A 20,535-nucleotide genomic window follows, 5' to 3' on the forward strand; every position below is an offset into this window, starting at 1 on the left:
CATGCATCGATTGGTATTGGTTCTGAAACACATCGTCCGCTCGGGTCTGTTGGCCGGGGCCATGCTGGTCGCGGGAAGCGCGACCGCGGCCGAACTACGGGACGTGGTGATTGCCGGCAACAACTGGGATGGCACCGCCACCGTGTTCGATCCGGACACTTTCGAGGTGATCACGGAGATCAACGTGGTGCCCGACCGCGAACAGCGGATGGAAGAAATTCGCGGCAACCCCTGGCGCTGGGTGCAGTTCCAGTTCATCCGCCATGTGATCGGCGAAGGCAACGATCAGCTGGTGGACGACATGTTCACCTCCAATGACGGTCGGCACCTGTTTGTCTCGCGGCCGAGTTTCGCCGATGTCGTGGCCATCGAGGTGGCCAGCGGCGAGATCGCCTGGCGTACGCCGGTGGCGGGCGCCCGGTCGGATCACGCCGCGATCTCCCCGGACGGCAGGACGTTCCTGGTGTCGGCCTCCATGGCCAACCGGGTGCACGCCATCGATACCGAAACCGGCGAGATCACGGGCGGCTTCGATTCCGGCGACCAGCCGCATGAAAACGCCTATTCCGAGGATGGCGAGCGCATCTACCACGCCAGCATCGGCAAGGTGTTCGTGCCCACCACCGCCGGCTGGCTGGACTGGCTCAAGGGCGACCGCTGGTTCCAGGTGGTGGATGCCGACACTTTCGAGGTGATCAAGCGGGTGGACATGGGCGAGAAGCTGGCCGAGTTCGGCATGCCCTGGGTGGATTCGGCGGTGCGGCCCATGGCCGTGCACCCCGACGAGCGTTTCGTCTACATGCAGATTTCGTTTCTGCATGGCTTTGTGGAATACGACCTGACCGAGGATCGCGTTACCCGGGTGGCCAAGCTGCCCGTGCCGGCGGAAACCGAGGCCATGTCCACCTGGGATTACCAGCTGAACTCCGCGCATCACGGGCTGGCGATGAATCCGGCCGGAACCAGACTGTGCGTGGCCGGCACCATGGACGGGTACGCCGCCATCGTGGACCGCGAGACCCTGGAGCCGACCATCATCGAACTGGCCGAGCATCCGCTCGACGCCAAGCCCTACTGGGCCACGGAGAGCGCCGACGGCGAACACTGCTACGTGTCAGTGAGTCAGCAGGACCGGGTATCGATCATCTCGTTCGAGTCCGCCGAGGAAGTTGCCAGCGTGCCGGTCGGCGATCACCCCCAGCGCGTGCGTACCGGCCGGCTGCGGCTGGAGGCCGCGCCGTGATGGCAGCCCGCTGATGGCCACCGCCCACCGTGCCGGCGCAAGTGTGGACTGGCAGACCTGTCTGGATTCACTCACCCGAGGCGCCCGGGCGCTGAAGGTGCGTACCTCGCCCGAGTCGCGCCAGGCGATGATCGATTACCTCAAGCATCTGGAATCCTGGAACCGCACCTACAACCTCACCGCCGTGCGCCAGCCGGCGGACATGGTGGTGCGGCACCTGCTGGACAGTCTGGCGGTGGTGCCTTATCTGGCCGGCCAGCGGTTGGCCGATGTGGGCACCGGGCCTGGCCTGCCGGGAATCCCGATTGCGCTGGCCCGGCCCGCCAAGGCAGTCACGCTGGTGGAGTCCAACCGCAAGAAGGCGGCGTTTCTGCGCCATGTGGTGCGGGCGCTGGGGCTGGACAATGTCGAGGTCATCCAGCAAAGAGTGGAAAGCTGGCACCCGCCGGCGGCCTTCGATACGGTCATCTGCCGCGCGTTTGCGGCCGCGCCCCTGGCCCTGTCCAGCCTGGGCCACTTGTGCGGGCCCGCCGGTCAGGTGTTGTTGATGAAGGGGCGCGATCCGGCGCCGGAACTCGAGGAACTGCCCGACGGTTTCCGGGTGGCCGCCACCCATGAACTGACCGTGCCGGGCCTGGATGCAATCCGCCATGTGGTGGTGGTCGAGCCGGGGCTGCTGTAACCGCGTCTGGTATCGCCCCCGCCGGGGCTTTATTCTTGGCCGCCTGTTTCCACTGGCTTTGTTGTTGCTTGTATGCGCATTCTCGCCGTTGCCAACCAGAAGGGAGGCGTGGGCAAGACCACCACGTCCATCAATCTGGCCGCGTGTCTGGCGGAAGCCGGGCAGCGCGTGCTGTTGGTGGACATGGACGCCCAGGGCAACGCCACCATGGGTGTGGGCCTGACGCGCGCCGATCTGACCGTGACCGCCTGTGACGTGCTGCTGGGCGAACAGCGCTTGGCCGATGTGATGCGCCCGGTGCTCGACGGGCGCCTGAGCCTGTTGCCGGCCAACGGGGACATGACCGCGGCCGAAGTGGGGCTGCGCAAGCGCCGTAATGGCGAACTGGCCCTGCGTGAAGCACTGGCCGACAGCGCTCCGGCATTCGATTACGTGATCATCGATTGCCCGCCGGCGCTGTCGATGCTCACGGTCAACGCGCTGTCCGCCTGCAACGGCCTGCTGATCCCCATGCAGTGCGAGTACTATGCGCTGGAGGGCCTGTCGGCGCTGCTGGATACGGTGGACAAGGTGCGCGCGGTGATCAATTCCGATCTGGCCATCGCCGGCCTGCTGCGCACCATGTACGATCCGCGCAACCGGCTGTCCGGCGAAGTCTCCGACCAGTTGCTGACCCACTTCAGCGGGCAGGTGTACGACACCATTATCCCGCGCAACGTGCGCCTGGCCGAAGCGCCCAGCCACGGGCTGCCGGCCATTGATTACGACGCCAGTGCCAGCGGCGCGCGGGCCTACCGGGCGCTGGCGCTGGAAGTGCTGGGGCGGTCCGATCGTGCCGCCTAGCATGAGCGGCATCGTGCCAATGCTTGCTGTGGGCGACGTCCCGCGGCCGGCCTCACCTGTCGACGGAGCCAATCATGGCCGCTAGAAAACGCGGACTGGGACGCGGGCTCGATGCCCTGCTGAGCGGCGATTTCGAACCGGATGCCGCCGCCGCGGTCGATGCCGGGGAGCTGCACGAACTGGGTCTGGACGAACTTCACCCCGGGCGGTTCCAGCCGCGGGTGGACATGGACGATGCCGCGCTGGAATCGCTGGCCCAGTCGATTCGCACCCAGGGGGTGCTGCAGCCGCTGGTGGTCCGCCCGGATGGGCAGGGCTACGAGATCGTGGCCGGGGAACGCCGCTGGCGGGCCGCACGCCTGGCGGGGCGCGAAACGGTGCCGGCCGTGGTGCGGGTGGTGGCCGACGAGGTGGCCATGGCCGCCGCCCTGATCGAGAACATTCAGCGTGAGGATCTCAATCCGCTGGAGGAATCGGCCGCGCTGGCCCGGCTGATCCGGGAGTGCGGCATGACCCATGCGCAGTGCGCCGAGGCGGTGGGCCGTTCCCGGGCATCGGTATCCAATCTGCTGCGCCTGAACGAACTCGACGAGGGCGTCCAGCGGATGCTGCGCGAGGGCCGGCTGGAAATGGGTCACGGCCGGGCCCTGCTCGGGGCCGCCACTGACGATCAACTGACGCTGGCGCAGCAGGTGGTGGCCCGTGGTCTGACCGTGCGCCAGACCGAGGCCCTGGTTCAGGCGCAGGGCAAGCCGGACCGGCGCCGGCTCAAACCCGCCAAGTCTGCGGCCACGCAGCGGCTGGAACAGGAACTCGGTGAGCGGCTGGGCACCCGGGTGGCCATTCGGCCGGGCCGGGCCGGACGGGGTCAGCTAGTGATCGATTACGCCGATGATGGATTGCTGAAAACTCTGGTCGAGCGGCTCAAGTAGGGCTGGCACGGTCTTTTCCCATCCGTCCGCTGGCGTAATTGACCCGCCAGGGGGACTTCTTTATAGTCTCGCGTCCGCCGCGTGGGGCATGGGGCTGACCCATGTGCCGACGGTTGTCAGGCAATGCGTTGGTCCGGATATATGAAGCGCTTGCGTCTGCGCGGCATGCGTCTCGCTCTGGGGGTTTTCGCCGCACAAACGGTGGTGGGTTCGACCGCCGCCCTTGGCTGGCAGATGACCCGCGGCGGGTGGAGTGGATGGGCGGCACTTTACGGTGCTGCCGTGGCCGTAGCGCCCGGGCTGTTTTTTGCCTGGAGCACGTTACAGCATCCGGCCGATGCCGACCCGAAACGGGTGGTGCGGTCGCTGTACATCGGTGAAGCCGGCAAGCTGGCGCTGACCATCAGCCTGTTCACGGGCGGGGTGATCTGGTTCGGCGCGGAATTTCTCGCCTTGCTGAGCACCTACGCGATCTGCCTGGCATGTTACTGGCTCGCCATGGCGGTGAATCGCTGAACAGGACCGAAGCCGTCACGTTCGCGTGACAGTCGATAACTGGACGGGAAGACAACGATGGCAACTGCCGAAAACGGGGACGGAAACGCGGTCGGCACCTATATCGGTCATCACCTGACCAACCTCAAGTTCGATCTGACGAGCATGCAGTTCGATTCCCATGCGGAAGGTTTCTGGGTGCTGCACGTCGACAGCCTGTTCTTTGCCATCGCCCTGGGCGGCCTGTTCCTGTGGCTGTTCCGGGCCGCGGCGCGCCGCGCCACCGCCGCCGAACCGGGCGGCCTGCAGAATTTCGTGGAAATGGTGGTCGATTTCACCGACACCCAGGTTCGCGACATCTTCCACGGCGACAGCAAGCTGGTTGCGCCCCTGGCCCTGACGATATTCGTCTGGGTCTTTCTGATGAATTTCATGGACCTGGTGCCGGTCGACCTGCTGCCGGTGATGGCGACCGGGGTCGGCATCGAGTATCTCAAGGTGGTGCCCACCACCGACCCGAACATCACGTTCGGCATGTCGCTGACCGTATTCGCCCTGGCGATCTTCTATTCGATCAAGATCAAGGGTGGCTGGGGCTATGTGAAGGAATTCCTGACCCATCCGTTCGGCTGGTGGCTGGCGCCGTTCAATCTCATGCTCAAGCTGGTCGAGGAGATCGCCAAGCCGATTTCGCTGTCGCTGCGACTGTTCGGCAATCTCTACGCCGGCGAGTTGATCTTCATTCTGATCGCATTGTTCACCCTGGGTGCGGGCGCGGAACTAATGACCGCGCCGCTGTTCGCCCTGCAGGTGGCCCTGGGCAGCGCCTGGGCGATCTTCCACATTCTGATCATTACGCTGCAGGCATTCATCTTCGGCATGCTCACGATCGTGTATCTGAGCATGGCGCACGAACATCACTAGCATTTTGGTTGGTTGCCGGCTGACCGGGTCGGCAACTGTTACGGGCCTCGTTAGACCCTTATTTCAGGAGGAAAGTCATGGAGATTGTTGTTGGTTTGACCGCGGTGGCCGTGGGTCTGCTGATCGGGTTCGGTGCCATGGGCACCGCGATCGGGTTCGGCCTGCTGGGCGGCAAGTTCCTGGAGGGCATTGCCCGCCAGCCGGAAATGGCCCCGATGCTGACCGGCCGCATGTTCCTGATCGCCGGCCTGCTCGACGCCGTGGCCATGATCGGTGTGGGTATCGCGCTGTTCTTCACCTTCGCCAACCCGTTCCTGGCCTCCGTATCGTAAGCGCGATCGATTTGTCATCCGGCATGCGGTATCGCAGCCGCACGCGATTCACTAGAGGGAGTCGGGCATGAGCATCAATGCCACCCTGCTGGGCCAGATGATCGTCTTCGGGGTCCTGGTCTGGTTCACGATGAAGTACATCTGGCCGCCGCTCATGAATGCCATGCGCGAACGTCAGAAGCGCATCAGCGACGGCCTGGCGGCTGCCGAGCGTGGCGCCCGCGAGCTCGAGGAGGCCACCGACAAGGCCGAGGCGACGCTCAAGGAAGCGCGGGAACAGGCGCAGGAAGTGCTGTCCAATGCGCAGAAGCAGGCCAATGAGAACGTCGAGCGTTCGCGCGACGAGGCCCGCGCGGAAGGCGAGCGTCTCAAGCAGGCGGCCCGTGACGAAATCGACCAGGCCGTGGCTCACGCCAAGGACGAACTGCGGCGCGAGGTGGGTTCGCTGGCGGTGGTGGGTGCCGAGCGCATCCTCAAGCGCGAGATCGATGCCAAGGCCCACAACGACATCATCGACGATCTCGTGGCAGGCATTAAGTAATGGCTGAAATCCGGACACTGGCGCGACCCTACGCGGATGCGGTCTTCGAGCTGGCCAGCAAGGCCGGGCGTCTGGCCGATTGGGGTGAGGCGCTGCAGGCGCTGGCCACCATCGTGGCCCATCCCGACGTGTCGCGCCTGGTGGGCAATCCGCGGGTCGACGACGATCAGCTGGCCAACGCCATCATCGGCATCGCGGGCGACCGTCTCGACGACGCCGGGCGCAACTTCGTGCGGCTGCTGTCGGAAAAGGGGCGGCTGACGCTGCTGCCCGCGATTGCCGAGCAGTTCGCGGCATTGCGCGCCGCCGCCGAGAATAGCGTGGAGGTCACCGTCACCGCGGCCGCCGAGATTTCCGAATCGCAGCAGCAGGCGCTGACGAAGGCGCTGGAACAGCGCCTGTCGCGGCAGGTCAGCCTGACGGCCGAAACCGATGCCGAACTCATCGGGGGCGCCGTGATTCGAGCCGGCGATCTGGTGATCGACGGTTCGCTGCGTGCCCAGCTGGCACGTCTGGAACAGTCGCTGGCTCACTAACTTAAACACTGAAGGATCGCGCGGGCCGGTGGCCCGCGTCAGCGAACCAACGAGGACACCCGGTATGCAACTCAATCCGTCCGAAATCTCAGACCTGATCCGCCAGCGGATCAACGATTTCGAGTCCGTCACGGAAGCCCGCAATGTGGGCACCGTGGTCAGTCTGGCCGACGGCATCGCCCGCATTCACGGGTTGGCCGACGCGCTGCAGGGGGAAATGCTCGAATTTCCCGGCGGCACCTACGGCCTGGCACTGAACCTGGAGCGCGACTCGGTCGGCGCCGTGCTGATGGGCGAGTACAAGCACATCTCCGAGGGCGATACGGTCAAGACCACCGGTCGCATTCTCGAGGTGCCGGTGGGCGAAGGCCTGCTGGGCCGCGTGGTCGACCCGCTGGGCAGTCCCATCGACGGCAAGGGCGAGATCGAGTCGGAAGGCACGCAGCCGATCGAGAAGGTGGCACCGGGTGTTATTGCCCGCCAGTCGGTGGATCAGCCGGTGCAGACCGGCCTCAAGTCGATCGACGCGATGATCCCGATCGGCCGCGGCCAGCGTGAGCTGATCATCGGCGACCGCCAGACCGGCAAGACCGCGATCGCGATCGACGCGATCATCAATCAGAAGAATTCCGGCATCAAGTGCATCTACGTGGCGATCGGGCAGAAGAATTCGTCCATTGCCCAGGTGGTGCGCAAGCTCGAGGAACACGGCGCCATGGACCACACCATCGTGGTGGCGGCCGGTGCTTCGATTCCGCCGGCCCTGCAGTACATCGCACCCTATTCCGGCTGTGCCATGGGTGAGTACTTCCGGGACAAGGGCGAGGATGCCCTGATCATCTACGACGATCTGTCCAAGCAGGCCGTGGCCTATCGTCAGGTATCGCTGCTGCTGCGCCGCCCGCCGGGCCGTGAGGCCTACCCGGGCGACGTGTTCTATCTGCATTCCCGGCTGCTGGAGCGCGCCGCGCGCATCAACGCCGATTACGTCGAGGAGATCACCGGGGGCAAGGTCAAGGGCAAGACCGGTTCGCTGACGGCGCTGCCGATCATCGAGACCCAGGCCGGCGACGTGTCGGCGTTCGTGCCCACCAACGTGATTTCCATCACCGACGGCCAGATCTATCTGGAAACCGACATGTTCAACTCCGGCATCCGCCCGGCGGTGAACGCGGGTCTGTCGGTGTCGCGTGTGGGCGGTTCAGCCCAGACCAAGATCATCAAGAAGCTGGGTGGCGGCATTCGTCTGGCGCTCGCCCAGTACCGCGAGCTGGCGGCCTTCGCCCAGTTCGCCTCCGATCTGGACGAGGCGACCCGCAAGCAGCTGGAGCATGGCGAGCGCGTGACCGAGCTGATGAAGCAGGCGCAGTACAAGCCTTACTCGGTGTCGCTGATGGCGGTGTCGCTGTTTGCCGCGGAGAAGGGTTTCCTCGAGGACGTCGTCACCGAGAAGGTGGTGGATTTCGAAACCGCGCTGCACACGTACATGCAGTCGGAGCAGCAGGCCCTGCTCGACAAGATCGACGAGACCGGTGATTACACCGACGAGATCCAGTCCGAACTGCACGCTGCCGTCACCTCGTTCAAGAGCAGCCACACGTGGTAAATCCAGTCACCGGTAAGCAGGGATAAGCCATGGCAGGTGCCAAGGAAGTCAAGGGCAAGATCCGAAGCGTCGAGAACACGCAGAAGATCACCAAGGCAATGGAGATGGTCGCCGCGTCCAAGATGCGGCGGGCGCAGGAGAGGGTGGAAGCCGCCCGGCCATACGCCGAGAAGATTCGCCGCACCATCGGGCATCTGGCGCGTGCCAACCCCGACTATCAGCATCCGTTCATGACGGAGCGCGAGATCAAGCGGGTGGGCTTCATCGTGATTTCCACCGACCGCGGTCTGTGCGGCGGCCTGAACATCAATCTGTTCCGGCACGTGCTTGGTCAGATGCGGGGCTGGCAGGACAAGGGCGTCGAGGTGGACATCGCGGTGGTCGGCCGCAAGGCGATCAGCTTCTTCCGGCGGATCGGCTCGATCGAGGCGGAAACGTCCAACCTGGGTGACAACCCGCACCTGGAGGACATGCTCGGCACGATCAAGGTCATGCTCGATGCCTACCGCGACGGCGAGATCGACCGGATCTTCGTCCAGAGCAACGACTTCGTGAACACCATGACCCAGCGGCCGGAAGGCCGGCAATTGCTGCCGATCGAACCGGTGTCTGACGAGGAACTGCCGGACTACTGGGATTACATCTACGAGCCCGAGGCCAGCGAACTGCTTGGCGACATTCTCACCCGCTATGTGGAGGCGCAGGTCTACCAGGGCGTGGTCGAGAACGTGGCCTGCGAGATGGCCGCCCGGATGGTGGCGATGAAGTCCGCCAGCGACAACGCCGGCGAGATCATCGACCAGCTGGAATTGCAGTACAACAAGGCCCGCCAGGCCGCGATCACGCAGGAACTGTCGGAGATCGTGGCTGGTGCCGCGGCGGTCTCCTGATTACCCGCCCGGAATCCGAAATACGAGTTGAGAAGCGCTTCTTAAGCCTGAGGACATAAGACATGAGTGACGGCAAGACCGGAAAGGTCGTACAGATCATCGGTGCGGTGGTGGACGTGGAATTCGACCGCGATTCGCTGCCCAGCATTCATGACGCAATCATCATCGATGCCAGCAATCTGGTGCTGGAAGTCCAGCAGCAGATGGGCGACGGCGTTGTCCGCTGCATTGCCATGGGCGTCACCGACGGTCTGGCGCGCGGCGCCGAGGCCCGTAATACCGGCAAGCCGATTTCGGTGCCGGTGGGTCAGGCCACGCTCGGCCGCATCATGGATGTGCTGGGCGAGCCGATCGACAACCAGGGTGCCATCGGCACCGACGAACGGTCTCCGATCCACCGCACTGCCCCGACCTACGAAGAGCAGGCCGGCGGTCAGGAACTGCTGGAAACGGGCATCAAGGTCATCGACCTGCTGTGCCCGTTCGCGAAGGGCGGCAAGGTCGGCCTGTTCGGCGGTGCCGGCGTGGGCAAGACCGTCAACATGATGGAGCTGATCCGTAACATCGCGGCCGAGCACGCCGGCTACTCGGTGTTCGCCGGCGTGGGCGAGCGCACCCGTGAAGGCAACGACTTCTACCACGAGATGCAGGAGTCGAAGGTGCTGGACAAGGTGGCGCTGGTCTACGGCCAGATGAACGAGCCGCCGGGCAACCGTCTGCGCGTGGCCCTGACCGGCCTGACCATGGCCGAGTTCTTCCGCGATGAAGGCCGCGACGTGCTGCTGTTCATCGACAACATCTACCGTTACACCCTGGCCGGCACCGAGGTGTCCGCACTGCTGGGCCGCATGCCGTCGGCGGTGGGCTACCAGCCGACCCTGGCCGAGGAGATGGGCCTGCTGCAGGAGCGCATCACCTCCACGACCACCGGTTCGATCACCTCGATCCAGGCCGTGTACGTGCCGGCGGACGACCTCACCGACCCCTCGCCGGCCACCACCTTCGCGCATCTGGATGCCACCGTGGTGCTGGCCCGCTCGATTGCCGAGCTGGGCATCTACCCGGCGGTGGATCCGCTCGACTCGACTTCGCGCCAGCTCGACCCGAACGTGATCGGCAACGAGCACTACGATTGCGCCCGTGCGGTGCAGCAGACGCTGCAGCGTTACAAGGAACTGCGTGACATCATCGCGATTCTGGGCATGGACGAGCTGTCGGAAGAGGACAAGCTGGCTGTGTCCCGCGCTCGCAAGATCCAGCGCTACCTGTCGCAGCCGTTCTTCGTGGCCGAGGTATTCACCGGTACCGAAGGCAAGTACGTGCCGCTGGCCGAGACCATTCGCGGTTTCCGCGGCATCGTCGATGGCGAGTATGATCATCTGCCCGAGCAGGCCTTCTACATGGTCGGCACCATCGACGAAGCCGTCGCCAAGGGCGAGGAGATGAACAAGAAGGAGGCCGCCTAGGCGGCCCCGGCCGCGGGCTGACGCCCCCGGCTCCATCGACGTACGACGTACCAGCATCGGGACATACCGTGGCAGAGAACACGAATCTGAAAGTCGATATCGTCAGCGCCGAAGGCCAGATCCATTCGGGCGGCGCCCGTATGGTCTATGCGCCGGCCGAGATGGGCGAGGTCGGCATCGCGCCGCGCCATGCCCCGTTGCTGACGCGTCTCAAGGCCGGCCCGGTGCGGGTCGAGGACGAGGAAGGCAATACCACGCACTACTTCGTCTCCGGCGGCATTCTCGAAGTGCAGCCGCATCTGGTGACGGTCCTGGCTGACACCGCCGAGCGTGCCAAGGATATCGACGAGGCCGCCGCGGAGGCGGCCAAGCGGCGTGCCGAAGAAGCGCTGTCGCAGGCGCATGACAAGGTTGATCTCGCCCGCGCCCAGGCGGAACTAGCCGAAGCTGCGGCCCGGCTGCATGCGGTCAAGCAGCTGCGGGGCACCGCCCGCGGTTGATCCGCAAGTTCGACACGTGATCCGGCCCCGGCCTCTCGGGGCAGACTGCCCGCGGTTTTGACAGAATAGGGGTGTCCACCACCTCCCGGAGTTCGCCGCCCATGGCCCTGCACATCGTGGTTCTCGCTGCCGGCCAGGGGACGCGCATGCGTTCGGCGCTGCCCAAGGTGCTGCAGCCTCTGGGCGACCGCCCCCTGCTGACGCATGTGGTGGAAACCGCGCAACAGCTTGCACCGGCCCGCATCCACGTGGTCTATGGACATGGCGCCGAGCAGGTGCAGTCCGCACTGGGCTATCTGGATGTAGCCTGGGTGCACCAGGCCGAGCAACTGGGCACCGGTCACGCCGTGGCCCGGGCAATTGGCGACATTCCCGACGACGCGCGCGTGCTCGTCCTGTACGGCGATGTGCCCCTGATCCGTGCCGAGACTCTGCAGACCCTGACCGAGGCCGGGGGTGCCGATGCACTATCCCTGCTCACCGTGATCCTGGATGACCCGACCGGCTACGGCCGCATCATCCGGGACGACGGTAATCGCGTGGTCGGCATCGTGGAACACCGGGACGCCACGGCCGATCAGCGTCATATCCGGGAAATCAACACCGGTCTGTTGTGCGCCCCGGCCGCCCGATTGCGGGACTGGCTGGCCCGGATCAATGATCAGAACACCCAGGGTGAGTATTACCTCACCGACATCGTGGCGCTGGCGGCGGCGGACGATGTCCGCATCGTGGCTGGCCAGGGCGGCTCCGCCGAGGAAGTCCAGGGCATCAACGACCGGCAGGATCTGGCCCTGGCCGAACGGCTTCTGCAGCGGCGCCAGGCGGCGGCCGTGATGGCCCAGGGCGTGACGCTGCGAGATCCACAGCGCTTCGACTTGCGCGGTCATCTGACCGCCGGCCGGGACTGCGTGATCGACATCGACGTGGTGATCGAAGGCGACGTGGTGCTGGGCGAAGGCGTTCACATCGGCCCCTACACCACCATCCGCAACAGCCGGATTGGCGATGGCTGCACCGTCCACTCGCATTCGGTGATCGAACACGCCCGGGTCGGCAAGCGCTGCCAGATCGGGCCGTTCGCCCGCCTGCGCCCGGATACCGAACTGGCCGAGCGGGCCAGGGTGGGCAATTTCGTCGAGACCAAGAATGTCCGAGTGGGTGCCGGGAGCAAGATCAACCATCTCAGCTATGTCGGCGATGCGGATCTGGGCATTGACGTAAACGTGGGTGCCGGGGTGATTACCTGCAACTACGATGGCGCCGCCAAGCACCGCACGGTGATCGGCGACGGCGCCTTCATCGGCTCCGATTGCCAGCTGGTGGCGCCGGTGGAAGTGGCCGCGGGTGCGACCATTGGCGCCGGGTCAACCATTACCAAGGATGCGCCGGCTGGAAAGCTTACTGTTTCCCGAGCCCGGCAGGTAACGGTGCCGGGCTGGAAGCGACCCGAGAAAGGTTAGTTTCGTGTTTCGTGTTTCAGGTTTCGGATTGCTGCTGAGGCAGCAGCTGCCGTTGGGTGCCAATAGCGGGGTGATCGCAATATGTGCGGCATAGTCGGCGCGGCCGCTCGTCGCGATGTCGTTCCTGTCCTGATCGAGGGGCTTCGGCGTCTAGAGTACCGTGGTTACGACTCTGCCGGACTGGCCGTGATCGACGAGCATTCCCGGCTGGTGAGTGCCCGGGCGGTTGGCAAGGTGGCGGCCCTGGCTGATCGGCTCGATGCCGAGCCATTCGCCGGCCAGGTCGGCGCGGCCCATACGCGTTGGGCCACCCACGGCGGGGTGTCCGAGGCCAACGCTCACCCGCAACGATCCGGTGACAACGTGGCGGTGGTGCACAACGGCATCATCGAGAACTACGAAAGCCTGCGCGAGGTCCTCGAGGGCAAGGGCTACGGGTTCCACTCGCAGACCGATACCGAGGTGATTGCCCATCTCATCGATAGCCATCTACAGACCGGTCTGGGTCTGCGCGAGGCGGTGCGCACATCGCTGGGTGAACTCGATGGTGCCTACGCCATCGTCGCGGTGACTCCGGACGAGCCGACTCGCCTGGTCGCTGCCCGCCGTGGCTCGCCGCTGGTACTAGGCGTCGGCAACGGGGAACATTTCGTGGCTTCCGATGCTGCCGCCCTGCTGCCGGTGACGCGGCATTTCGTGTTTCTCGAAGAGGGCGATCTGGTCGACCTGACTGCGGACTCGGCCGAGGTGATCGATCTTCAGGGCACAACCGTGACGCGTCCGGTGGTGGAGTCTTCGCTGTCTGCGGACGCCGCAGACAAGGGTGGGTACCGCCACTACATGCTCAAGGAGATCTTCGAACAGCCCAAGGCACTGGGCGACACGCTGTCAGAACGCTTCGCCCACGGCCGCCCGCTGGAGGCCGTGCTCGGTCCCGATGCCGCCGAACTGCTGCCGCAGGTGCGCGGGGTACATATCGTGGCCTGCGGGACCAGCTACCACGCCGGTCTGGTGGCACGTTACTACCTGGAGCAGGGCGGCGGCGTGCCCTGCACCGTGGAGGTGGCCAGCGAGTACCGCTATCGTGACCCGGTGGTACCGCCGGGGACGCTGTTCCTGGCGATCTCCCAGTCCGGTGAAACCGCCGATACCTTAGCCGCCTTGCGGTTTGCCCGCGGCAGCGGTTACGTCGCCACGGCCGCGATCTGCAACGTGCCGGAATCCTCGCTGGTGCGCGAATCCGACCTGGTCCTGATGACCCGGGCGGGGCCCGAGATCGGCGTGGCTTCGACCAAGGCCTTCACCACCCAACTGGCGGCACTGGGGCTGTTCGGCATGCTCGTTGCCCGCCACAACCGGCTGGATGCGCGCATGGAGAAGCTCTACGCCCGCCAGCTGCTGCATGTGCCGGCGCAGGTGGAAAAGACCCTGCAGCTGGAATCGGCCATGATCAAATGGGCCGAGTGGTTCGCCGACAAGCATCATGCGCTGTTCCTCGGGCGCGGGCCCAGCTTTCCGGTGGCGCTGGAAGGCGCTCTCAAGCTCAAGGAAATTTCCTATATCCACGCCGAGGCCTACCCAGCCGGCGAGCTCAAGCACGGTCCGCTGGCGTTGGTGGACGCGGACATGCCGGTGGTGGCGGTGGCGCCCAACAACCGGCTGATCGAAAAGCTCAAGTCCAACCTGCAGGAGGTCCGGGCCCGCGGTGGGCAGCTTTTCGTGCTGGCCGATCCTGACACCGGCATCCGCTCTGAGCCGGGCATCGAGGTGGTGACCATGCCTGAACATATCGAGGCCCTGCAGGCGCCGCTTGTTTACACGGTGCCGTTACAGCTGCTGGCCTATCACGTCGCAGTTGCCCGGGGCACCGACGTCGACCAGCCCCGTAATCTGGCGAAATCGGTAACGGTGGAATGACGCTAGCTGATTTCCCGATGTGTTGTAGTTAGACAATAATGTCCGTCGATAGACAATATAGTCTGTCCGAATAAATCTTCAATAAGAGTTTGATATTAAAAAAAAGACGACCCGAAATATGGCTCGTTTAAAGCCTGTCGATAATTATTGTGCAATAGTAGACGCGCCACTCTATATATGGCCATGCTCGCTGCGCAAAATTCGCGGCGCATGCCGAACAAAAGACCCGCGCCCCTCCGCGGCTGCCGCCAACCGCAATATCTCGCATTGAGATTGACGGTTTCAAACATGAGGCGGCCGAGAATCGTTAGCCGGGCATCTGAAGTGCCGTCCAGTTATCCCTATGCTATTGACGTGCCTTAAATTCCCGTAAATTATTCAGTAAGTCGTCATCACTTTCCTGGCGCCTAAGTGACTTCTTCGGTGCTTTTCGGGATTGCTCAACTGCTTTTCTTTCGGCGACTGTCAGGGATGACATTTGCACCGCTTCGGCATTTTTTTGATTCTCGTTGTCAATTGTTGCCGCCCTCGCGTTAGGCGGTGTTTTTTGTGCTGACTTGATTGGCGGATTCAGGTCCGGATGCCGAGTAATATCTTGGCCGTCGATAGCCTGCCCTGCCAAGAGTTGGATATCTTCACGCATGACTGAGAAAGAGTTGCTCTTAAAGGCTTCCTTGATGTCGTGCAGCTTGACTGCCGATTGGTCATGGCTGCGTGCTTTTTGATAGGCAGTGATCATCAAACGCCGCAACATGCGAGGTAGACCACCACTTAGATGCCAGAGATCGCTGGCATCCCGGGCGGCATCGATGCGAAATACCTCTGGAGCGATTGCACAATAGCTCTCGATGAGGCCTTGCCAGTCAGCCGAGTCAATGTCCTCTCGCTCCAATAGGTACACGTGATTTAGCAGACGCTGTCGGTCTTCTTGATTGCGTTTCTGAAGTTGCCGAACCAGGCTGTAGTTTGCCGCGTATACAAGCGGGCATCCTATTCCTCTTAGCGCTAATAGAAACTTTGTGGATAAGGTATTCGCGTTGGCGCTATGGCTTAGATACTGAAACTCATCGACCGTGAGCAACAGCACGCCGTTACGATAAGCAGCCCGCTCGATGAAATGTTGAAGGCGTTCGGCGGTGCGAGGCGCGAGGTTCGCTTGGCCTGACTGTCTCGCGAGCTCAGTGAGGATTGATTTCAGTGTGGGACTTGCGGAAATCAGCAGATGCCAGGCGTTCTGGAATGGGAAGGGCGAGTGATGATCATCGACCTCTATGTCGGATTGCGGCGGCAGAATCCTGCCGCATGCTGCCAGCAGTTTGCTTTTGCCGGTCCCAGCCAAACCCGTAAGGCATAACGGCTCCGCTGAACCTTTTGGCGGTTCTCCGCTATAGAGGGCGCGGATAAATTCTTGCTTGTTTGTATATCGAGTAGCGGCACCACGCCGGACCATCGCCAGAATTGTTTCAAGAAGACTAACGGCTTGTTCCGAAGCATAGAAACTCTGCTCGAACGCACGCTCTAGCTGGGCTATAGCAACGTCAGCGGGAGATTTGGTTAGGTCGCGTAGAGGCTTCGGAATAACAGTGGCGCGTTCGTAAAGGTACTTTCGTGTGTCGCAGTACGTAAGATGCTCAACCCATGGATTATCGGAGTCGCCGCAACTGCTCACGAAAAATCTCCATCGGCCCTTGTTTTGGATCGATGGTTGCCAAGCCGAGCCGCCCCCGCTCGTCGTGATGATCGGTCAAATTCATTTCCGGTCTGTTCAAGAAAATGTTGTTTAGCGTAGGCGCGCGCCGCTTGACGCTGGTCGCGTTGTGCCGTTTGGCTTGCCCTCGTCCTCTCAGCATGGTGCTGTAGTTCGGTCAGGGAAAGGTAGAGTTGACTATCACTGTCTGCGAACGGCAATTGCGCGTCGAGTTGGATCAGTCCCACTGTCGATTCGACCCATACATGCCGCACGCACATGGGTAAAATGTACCCCGTGACGGATGCCACACCATCTCGCCGCAGGTGTTTTTGTACGTCGAAGTCCGGCGAGCCAAACCGAAAATGCTCAAGGGTGACCCCCCGGCGAGTGATAGAAAAGTTCTTCCGCTGCAGGAACCGCCGCACGGCCGCCTCGAATGAGATCCGTCCAGCGGCGGTACGACCACGAGTTTCCATATAATGCCAAATGGAGATCGGTGTTGCGGCAACATTCGCGGCTAACATTTCAGGTGTCATCCGGCCTGACGCATCGCTCTCATAATTATGGGCGATAGCTCGCATCACCTCCTGCGCCGCCATCTGTACCGGCCCCAGGTTGCTGACCATGTGAGATGGAGCCTCCCGATCTTGCGACGTACGTGGATGGTGGGACTCAACGAGTGACTTGCTTTGGCCAGAATAAGCGGTTGCCAATTCTCGAATGGGGGCGGGGTCACCCACTTGCTGAGTGGCGCCCGAGCCGCGATCGGTGATGCTGACCTGGATCAGGCCTGGACTCGGGGTCTCGAATTCCCCTGGGTCTAAACCGAAGAGCCCCGAGTAGCGCCGCAGTCCAATCGCGGCGGCGAATTCTGCGCTACGGTAGGCTTCAGCGCGTTCGGCGCCCTCAGAGAATCCGACGCCGATATGGCAGCCGCTCAGGCTGTCAATTAGCCGCACCGTTACGATGCGCGGTAGCGGCGATTTGTCGAGTCCTATGGGATGTGCACTGCTCCAATCGCCGTCTGCTTCAACACGCTCCATGAGATTAGCGGTGTGCTCGGTAAACCGGCCGCGTGATGCGGCGGTTTTATTGCGTACATACTCTTTGCCACGTTTATCGATGCGGATCTGTTCGCTGCCGATGCCTTTGAATAATTCGTACTGGTATTGCCGAAAAGTAGGATAAGGGCGGCCCTGTGGATGGTAATAGAAAAAAAACCCCTCGCTGTTCTTGGTGGGCTTGCATCCCCAGGTAAGTTTGAGCGCGTCCTCATATATGCTTTTTAAGCTTTTCCCGAGCTGGCGGTGACGTTTATAGCTATCACGGATTAGCTGTTTATCGCCCGCAGTAAGTCGTGGGGCTACAACTCTCCCTGTCAATTTGGCTCGGCGGCCTAATGGTGTATCCGTCTTGCAATGCTCTCGTTCCCACCGGCCGATACGATGCGTGGTAGGGAGCAATGCCATTTGGTTGCAACCGAAAACTAGGTAAGTCACAAAATGTAAGATGTATCTCTGACCGTTAGTACGGGCCTGCCCTGCTAGGTCAAGCAGAACTTTTGTAGGGTCATCGGCGTTCAGTATGTGAGTGGAATCGTCGATGGCAGGCTGAATCTGTATTAGTCTCTGATGTATGCAGCGACGATCGTGGTCTGTCAGTTGCTGGGTACGGACCTGAAATGATCTCGCGCCACCCTCAAGCAGCCATGGCGGTGCTTCGAGCTGGTGTGTTCGGACACTGATTCGTTCGCTGAGTAGTCCGGATTCGAACATATCCTGATCTACCGACATTATGTAGGCGAGACCCGGCGCACCGCGGACTTTGCGTGAAACGTTCCTGGTGACAAGCCAAGCCAGTAGCACCCGGGCGCGGCTGGATTGGTGGCTTAGCAAATAATATGTTTGGTTGACTGCAAGCGGCCCGTGGCCGTGCGGCGCAACAAGCTGAGTACCGATATTCACGCGTCAGGCCCTCGGAACCAAGATGCGTAGATGTCCAGAATGTCGGTTCTTTCGGCAATCATCGGGCGATCAAATAGAATGCGCTCCGTTAGTTCGAGGCGGAGCTGGCGCCGCCAAACTCCCGTATACATTGCGGTTCGAAATTGATAATGGGTGAGTCCTAGTGTCAGGCTAAATTCCGACCAGATATCTAAAGGCGTCTGCATAGTCCCGATAGCGGCGCGTAGACGCCTAATGACTTTCTCTTGGATTTCCGATGGCAAAGAAATTTCGCAGGCGGCGACAAATCCGTCGGTCAAATTCGCCGTCAGCACAGGGGGAATATCGGTACCGGCAATCTCTTTCGTTGGGATGTCAGCCGACGCGTAGTTAGCGGCCTCGATACAGTTTCGGGCAGCAGTCTTAGTAATGCCTGAATAGGGACTCGAAGAGGTGTAGGGCGTGGGGCGATGCTTGAAGTTTGCACGCTGAGATTTGATGTTCCAGTTGATGCAATAATCTGGAACCCCAGGCCTTTCTATGAAGAGCAGCAGGTCCCCCACCAGTGGGTGTGGTGCGCGACGCGACGTACCGTCGCGGGCCTCGTAAGTTAGTTTCGGGTGATACTCCAGGTAGCCGAGTTGCTGGGCGGCGTTCCATGTGCCTGTGAGTCGGGGGTAGATATATCCATGACCGCGCGCCGGGTGGCCATGTAGTGGATGCGGCGTGGGGGCGGGGTCAAGTAGCCGCTGCTCATGTAAATCAAAGACCCGTGGGTGATACAGCGCCAATAAACAGGCGGATCGCTCAGCGAGGGAAAGCAGGTGGATCTCTCGCCCTAGGCGATTGCGAGGACAGAGGATGGATGGTCGCGATATGCGTGGGGCCTCGCGGCGGTTCGCGAAAATCGCTGGCCGATACTGCGATCCCCATCGGGGTTGATTGGCAGGTTGGCGTTTGTACCAGAGGGCTACGCGCTTGGCTGCGCTTCTATACGTGTGGACCATATATGGACCTCAATGCTGTTGAGTGTCGACGGGTGTAACTGGGCAGTTAACGCTGCCCGTGGCGGGGTGATGCGCACACAATCCCGTGACGGCTCTTGACATTGAGCGTCGAGTATCAGAAGGTGGAGACGTTCCGGGCGAACAAGGAACATCTCTAAAGCCCATGGCCCCTGCGAAGGCCATGGGCTTTTGCGTTTTTACCCCGCTTGGGTATGGCTATCCGCTGGTCATTCTGGCGTGCTCCTACGTTATATTCTTCGAGCTCTCGATGGCGTTGAGCCTCGAGTCTAGGCGCATGCGAGGTGGTCAATAACGCATACGCTCTGCCAAAAGATACCGGAGCGTGGAGGCCCTGAACAGAGAGATTATAAAAAAAGCGAGGGAGCAGAAGAATTACGTCTAGAATAATTATTTATTATATATATTATAAGTAATAATCGGGCTAGAAAAGCTCCTAATTGTGAGAGTTGGTGAGAATTCAAGTCCGCTCGTATGCTCGTACATGACATGGGGCGGCTTGTGGCAGTCGCGCCGCTGATACCTCTGCGCGCGTCGCAATGGTCGTAAACGTGCGGAGTGCTTCGTCGGCATCTTCCGATAGCAATAGTGCTATCAATATTACGTAAGGAAGTGCGTGCCTTCGAAAGGGCATCGACAGCACCTTGTCTAAATATGCCCATGTCCGTTTATCACTCATTCGCGCCAGTATTATCAGAATGGCGCTTGCGTCGGATCGGATAGACCAGCGAGCACTTAGTCGCCGTTCTGGGTCTGTTGCGGATTGGGGGGATATTTCAAAGCCATTGAGCCTCGCGCGCCTTGCAATGCGCATCGCCGCGATGAAGGGATGCGGTCGTTCGGGCACAGCACTTAGGTCCTCAGCGATGCGCGCGTATTGCATTTCGATTACGTCTGCGGATTGAGGTGGCGATGCTGGCCGCGCTAGTAAAGGCGGAAAGTCATTCCAGGGACTGAGGTCTGTAGAGAGCAGCCTGATGCCATGGGTGGTGCAGGCAGTTACTCCGGGTAATTGGTGCCGTCTGCGCCAGTAGGAGAAACCGAACCACTGCAAATCTTCCTCGGCGCAACTGGGGCAGCTGCGGTAGCCGCCAATTGGTGCTCGAGATTTGGGCGGTATATGTATAGGAACGGGCACAGCCGGCGAGCCGCAATCGCCCCCGAAGCCTCGAAAAAGTGGCTCGACCGTGTGATGAGCGATAAGCGTCTGCCTCCGAGTAGTTGTGGCTCGGGATATAGCGCGCACAACGTCATCCGGACTGATAGTGGCGTTGCCTGTAAGGAGGGTGCGCAGCCATATCTGCGATGAGCAGTAGTTGATGCGGGCGGATCGGCCTACGCACCCCATTATCAGTTCGCCGGGTCTCGGCAGCGCGACCGCCAATCGCGGGGCTTTCATCTTGCTGGATCATCCGGACGAGTCAAAGCCGCAAGCCCCCGAAGTACGTTAACTAAGGCGGTGGCTTCGTAAGCTTCCCCGTCAAGCGGACAGTTCAAAAGTAGAGTT

Annotated in this window: 19 protein-coding genes; 15 read left to right on the plus strand and 4 right to left on the minus strand. The window is 62.0% G+C overall.

The window, feature by feature from the left end; genetic code table 11:
* The first annotated feature begins 1 nt into the window (after position 1).
* The 15 genes from RM532_RS07765 (at position 2) to glmS (ending at position 14,370) form a co-directional block, all read left to right on the plus strand.
* Positions 2-1,243 (plus strand): YncE family protein, encoded by a 1,242-nt coding sequence (locus tag RM532_RS07765; RefSeq protein ID WP_311652673.1) that lies wholly within the window; start codon positions 2-4, stop codon positions 1,241-1,243.
* A 13-nt stretch (positions 1,244-1,256) separates the two neighbouring features.
* Positions 1,257-1,925: a 16S rRNA (guanine(527)-N(7))-methyltransferase RsmG gene (gene rsmG, locus RM532_RS07770; RefSeq protein ID WP_311652674.1), complete on the plus strand. Its 669-nt coding sequence runs from the start codon at positions 1,257-1,259 to the stop codon at positions 1,923-1,925.
* Positions 1,926-1,997: 72 nt separating this feature from the next.
* Positions 1,998-2,768: a ParA family protein gene (locus tag RM532_RS07775; RefSeq protein WP_311652675.1), complete on the plus strand. Its 771-nt coding sequence runs from the start codon at positions 1,998-2,000 to the stop codon at positions 2,766-2,768.
* Between the two features lie 74 nt (positions 2,769-2,842).
* Complete coding sequence (locus tag RM532_RS07780; protein WP_311652676.1) at positions 2,843-3,700, plus strand: ParB/RepB/Spo0J family partition protein; 858 nt, start codon at positions 2,843-2,845, stop codon at positions 3,698-3,700.
* Positions 3,701-3,850: 150 nt separating this feature from the next.
* On the plus strand, positions 3,851-4,216 hold the full coding sequence (locus RM532_RS07785; RefSeq protein ID WP_311652677.1) for an ATP synthase subunit I: 366 nt from the start codon (positions 3,851-3,853) through the stop codon (positions 4,214-4,216).
* A 57-nt stretch (positions 4,217-4,273) separates the two neighbouring features.
* Positions 4,274-5,119, plus strand: coding sequence for a F0F1 ATP synthase subunit A (gene atpB, locus RM532_RS07790; RefSeq protein WP_311652678.1), 846 nt, complete (start codon positions 4,274-4,276; stop codon positions 5,117-5,119).
* Positions 5,120-5,196: 77 nt separating this feature from the next.
* Positions 5,197-5,451, plus strand: a complete 255-nt coding sequence (gene atpE / locus RM532_RS07795) for a F0F1 ATP synthase subunit C (RefSeq protein ID WP_311652679.1) — start codon at positions 5,197-5,199, stop codon at positions 5,449-5,451.
* A 67-nt stretch (positions 5,452-5,518) separates the two neighbouring features.
* Positions 5,519-5,992, plus strand: coding sequence for a F0F1 ATP synthase subunit B (locus tag RM532_RS07800; RefSeq protein WP_311652680.1), 474 nt, complete (start codon positions 5,519-5,521; stop codon positions 5,990-5,992).
* The gene (locus RM532_RS07805; RefSeq protein ID WP_311652681.1) at positions 5,992-6,528 is read left to right on the plus strand and encodes a F0F1 ATP synthase subunit delta; all 537 of its coding nucleotides are present in this window, start codon (positions 5,992-5,994) and stop codon (positions 6,526-6,528) included. Before RM532_RS07800 ends, RM532_RS07805 begins: the two co-directional genes overlap by 1 nt.
* Positions 6,529-6,592: 64 nt before the next feature.
* A complete protein-coding gene (gene atpA / locus RM532_RS07810) occupies positions 6,593-8,134 on the plus strand; it encodes a F0F1 ATP synthase subunit alpha (RefSeq protein ID WP_311652682.1) in 1,542 nt (513 codons plus the stop codon).
* Positions 8,135-8,163: 29 nt separating this feature from the next.
* On the plus strand, positions 8,164-9,024 hold the full coding sequence (gene atpG / locus RM532_RS07815; protein ID WP_311652683.1) for a F0F1 ATP synthase subunit gamma: 861 nt from the start codon (positions 8,164-8,166) through the stop codon (positions 9,022-9,024).
* A 62-nt stretch (positions 9,025-9,086) separates the two neighbouring features.
* On the plus strand, positions 9,087-10,490 hold the full coding sequence (gene atpD, locus RM532_RS07820) for a F0F1 ATP synthase subunit beta (RefSeq protein ID WP_311652684.1): 1,404 nt from the start codon (positions 9,087-9,089) through the stop codon (positions 10,488-10,490).
* 140 nt (positions 10,491-10,630) lie between these two features.
* Positions 10,631-10,990, plus strand: a complete 360-nt coding sequence (locus RM532_RS07825; RefSeq protein ID WP_423246886.1) for a F0F1 ATP synthase subunit epsilon — start codon at positions 10,631-10,633, stop codon at positions 10,988-10,990.
* A gap of 101 nt (positions 10,991-11,091) precedes the next feature.
* Positions 11,092-12,453, plus strand: a complete 1,362-nt coding sequence (gene glmU / locus RM532_RS07830) for a bifunctional UDP-N-acetylglucosamine diphosphorylase/glucosamine-1-phosphate N-acetyltransferase GlmU (protein ID WP_311652686.1) — start codon at positions 11,092-11,094, stop codon at positions 12,451-12,453.
* 81 nt (positions 12,454-12,534) lie between these two features.
* Positions 12,535-14,370 carry a glutamine--fructose-6-phosphate transaminase (isomerizing) gene (gene glmS / locus RM532_RS07835; protein WP_311652688.1) on the plus strand — a complete coding sequence of 612 codons (1,836 nt, stop codon included), beginning with the start codon at positions 12,535-12,537 and terminating at the stop codon, positions 14,368-14,370.
* Positions 14,371-14,716: 346 nt separating this feature from the next.
* On the opposite strand, the gene RM532_RS07840 is transcribed toward glmS, so the two are convergent.
* From RM532_RS07840 to RM532_RS16030, 4 genes are all read right to left on the minus strand, one after another.
* Entirely contained in the window at positions 14,717-16,039 is a 1,323-nt protein-coding gene (locus RM532_RS07840) for an AAA family ATPase (protein WP_311652689.1), read from the minus strand.
* A complete protein-coding gene (locus RM532_RS07845; RefSeq protein WP_311652690.1) occupies positions 16,036-17,529 on the minus strand; it encodes a hypothetical protein in 1,494 nt (497 codons plus the stop codon). The genes RM532_RS07840 and RM532_RS07845 overlap by 4 nt, the downstream gene beginning before the upstream one ends.
* A 491-nt stretch (positions 17,530-18,020) precedes the next feature.
* A complete protein-coding gene (locus RM532_RS07850; protein WP_311652691.1) occupies positions 18,021-18,794 on the minus strand; it encodes a hypothetical protein in 774 nt (257 codons plus the stop codon).
* Between the two features lie 694 nt (positions 18,795-19,488).
* Positions 19,489-20,427, minus strand: a complete 939-nt coding sequence (locus RM532_RS16030; RefSeq protein WP_423246884.1) for a TniQ family protein — start codon at positions 20,425-20,427, stop codon at positions 19,489-19,491.
* Between the last annotated feature and the right edge of the window lie 108 nt (positions 20,428-20,535).

The sequence above is a fragment of the Spectribacter hydrogenoxidans genome, assembly GCF_031846275.1.
GTDB lineage: Bacteria > Pseudomonadota > Gammaproteobacteria > Nevskiales > Salinisphaeraceae > Spectribacter > Spectribacter hydrogenoxidans.

Bases quoted from the DNA above. Each gene is read 5' to 3' on its own strand.
- RM532_RS07765 (WP_311652673.1), top strand. From the start codon at position 2: ATGCATCGATTGGTATTGGTTCTGAAACACATCGTCCGCTCGGGTCTG.
- rsmG (WP_311652674.1), top strand. From the start codon at position 1,257: ATGGCCACCGCCCACCGTGCCGGCGCAAGTGTGGACTGGCAGACCTGT.
- RM532_RS07775 (WP_311652675.1), top strand. From the start codon at position 1,998: ATGCGCATTCTCGCCGTTGCCAACCAGAAGGGAGGCGTGGGCAAGACC.
- RM532_RS07780 (WP_311652676.1), top strand. From the start codon at position 2,843: ATGGCCGCTAGAAAACGCGGACTGGGACGCGGGCTCGATGCCCTGCTG.
- atpB (WP_311652678.1), top strand. From the start codon at position 4,274: ATGGCAACTGCCGAAAACGGGGACGGAAACGCGGTCGGCACCTATATC.
- atpE (WP_311652679.1), top strand. From the start codon at position 5,197: ATGGAGATTGTTGTTGGTTTGACCGCGGTGGCCGTGGGTCTGCTGATC.
- RM532_RS07800 (WP_311652680.1), top strand. From the start codon at position 5,519: ATGAGCATCAATGCCACCCTGCTGGGCCAGATGATCGTCTTCGGGGTC.
- RM532_RS07805 (WP_311652681.1), top strand. From the start codon at position 5,992: ATGGCTGAAATCCGGACACTGGCGCGACCCTACGCGGATGCGGTCTTC.
- atpA (WP_311652682.1), top strand. From the start codon at position 6,593: ATGCAACTCAATCCGTCCGAAATCTCAGACCTGATCCGCCAGCGGATC.
- atpG (WP_311652683.1), top strand. From the start codon at position 8,164: ATGGCAGGTGCCAAGGAAGTCAAGGGCAAGATCCGAAGCGTCGAGAAC.
- atpD (WP_311652684.1), top strand. From the start codon at position 9,087: ATGAGTGACGGCAAGACCGGAAAGGTCGTACAGATCATCGGTGCGGTG.
- RM532_RS07825 (WP_423246886.1), top strand. From the start codon at position 10,631: ATGGTCTATGCGCCGGCCGAGATGGGCGAGGTCGGCATCGCGCCGCGC.
- glmU (WP_311652686.1), top strand. From the start codon at position 11,092: ATGGCCCTGCACATCGTGGTTCTCGCTGCCGGCCAGGGGACGCGCATG.
- glmS (WP_311652688.1), top strand. From the start codon at position 12,535: ATGTGCGGCATAGTCGGCGCGGCCGCTCGTCGCGATGTCGTTCCTGTC.
- RM532_RS07845 (WP_311652690.1), bottom strand. From the start codon at position 17,529: ATGGCATTGCTCCCTACCACGCATCGTATCGGCCGGTGGGAACGAGAG.
- RM532_RS16030 (WP_423246884.1), bottom strand. From the start codon at position 20,427: ATGAAAGCCCCGCGATTGGCGGTCGCGCTGCCGAGACCCGGCGAACTG.